Source organism: Desulfovulcanus sp. (assembly GCF_982781345.1).
Genome location: NZ_CEYAEZ010000123.1, coordinates 1 through 1,962 on the forward strand (window position 1 = coordinate 1; position 1,962 = coordinate 1,962).

The 1,962-nt window shown below is 37.6% G+C and carries 2 protein-coding genes; both read left to right on the forward strand.

Annotated features, from left to right (window positions below; all coding sequences use genetic code 11):
- A partial coding sequence (locus AC3WVG_RS11510) for a SulP family inorganic anion transporter (RefSeq protein ID WP_488798262.1) occupies positions 1-695 on the forward strand: 695 nt, incomplete at its 5' end.
- A gap of 258 nt (positions 696-953) precedes the next feature.
- The coding region (locus AC3WVG_RS11515; RefSeq protein ID WP_488798263.1) for a sensor histidine kinase at positions 954-1,962 on the forward strand (1,009 nt) is incomplete at its 3' end.

Here is a 1,962-nt window from a genome sequence, read left to right on the forward strand (position 1 = left end):
TCTTTGGTGCAATGGGTGGCTGTGCCATGATTGGTCAATCTATGATCAACATTAATTCAGGTGGGCGTTCGCGTTTATCAGGTATTAGTGCCGCATTGATGTTACTTGCATTTATTATCTTCGCTTCAAGCTTAATCGAAATGATTCCACTGGCGGCATTAGTTGGGGTTATGTTTATGGTGGTGCTGGGTACGTTTGAATGGGCGAGTTTCAAAATGATGAAACGCGTCCCTTTATCTGATGCTTTTGTAATTGTATTAGTTTCGGGTGTAACGGTTATTACCGACCTTGCGATTGCGGTGTGTGTAGGTGTTATTGTCTCTGCGTTAGTGTTTGCATGGCAGCATGCAAAACATATTTACACAACTAACTATATTGATAAAGAAGGTTCAAAAGTGTACGAGCTACATGGGCCTTTATTTTTTGGTTCGGTTAAAAACTTTGCTGATTTATTTGATGTTAAGAATGACCCTAAAGATGTGATTGTTGAGTTTAAATACAGTCGCGTTGCGGATCATAGTGCGATTGAGGCCATCGACAGTTTAGCTGACAAATACAATAAAGCGGGTAAAAAGCTGCACTTGCGTCACTTAAGTAAAGACTGTACAGAACTACTTCATAAAGCACGTGACTTAGTTGAAGTGAACGTAATTGAAGATCCGACTTATAAAGTTGCTTCAGATAAGCTTGCTTAAAAAATAAAAGTAAACATTGATAAGCGAAAGGTGGATGCCTTTCGCTTTTTTTATGCGCTTTAAACCATCCGCAAGGGGTAATTGCAACACGAGTTTTAGCCTGTTCAACGTAACAACTAAACCAGAACTGAACATCCATCCTGTATTTATTTAATTTATTGTTTGCGATAGGGCTATTAAAAAGTAAGACAGTTGGTAGTGCTATACCTGACGATAAATCGATATAATAGTCACAAATTTACAAGGTAATAATTAATTTTGAATTGGCAGTCTTTAATTGATAACAGACAACGTTTTTTCTGGCTTTTGCAAATTGCAGGCTGGATAGGTTATGCGTTAGTTAACTATATTGGTTCTAAAGTATTCGAAATGCGTGATATTTACGTATTCGTTATTTTACTAAACGCCTATGCGGGCTGTTTAATGACTGTGCCTCTGCGTTATATTTATCGCAAAATTTGGAATGCCTCACCTTGGGTATTAATTATTGTTGTATTTGGCGCCTCTTATATAACCGGTACATTATGGGCCGTGGTGCAAAAGTTTAACCTGTGGGAAATTTATCGCCACGGATACCGTCCTGAAGAATGGTTTTATTATTTACAACAAGGACTTGATTCTGTTTATATTATTTTGTGTTGGAGTGGTTTGTACTTTGGGGTTAAGTATTACCAGTTATTACAAAGTGAACGTCAAAAAGCCTTAAAAGCGACCACAATGGCGCACGAAGCGCAGTTAAAAATGCTTAGATACCAGCTAAATCCTCATTTTTTGTTTAATACGCTCAATGCAATATCAACCTTAGTTTTGGTAAAAGAAAATAAAGATGCTAACTTGATGGTATCTAAATTGAGTGACTTTTTACGCTATACGCTTAATACTGATCCAATTAAAAAAGTGCCGCTGGAGCAAGAGTTACATGCATTAATGCTCTATTTAGAAATTGAACGTGTACGTTTTGATGAGCGCTTACAAGTTAATGTGGACGTGAGTGAGCAGGCCAAACAAGCATTAGTGCCAAGCTTAATATTACAACCGATCATCGAAAATGCCATTAAGTACGCCATTGCCCATATGTCAGAAGGTGGTGTTATTGATATAAAAGCGCAAGTTTTTGCTAATGAATTATTACTTGAAGTGGGCGATAATGGGCCTGGCACTGATATTGAAAATGGTCAGTTAGTTAATGCACAAGGCGTAGGGGTAGCAAACACCCGAGACAGATTAAAAACGCTCTACGAAAATAATTACTCGTTTGTATTATCAC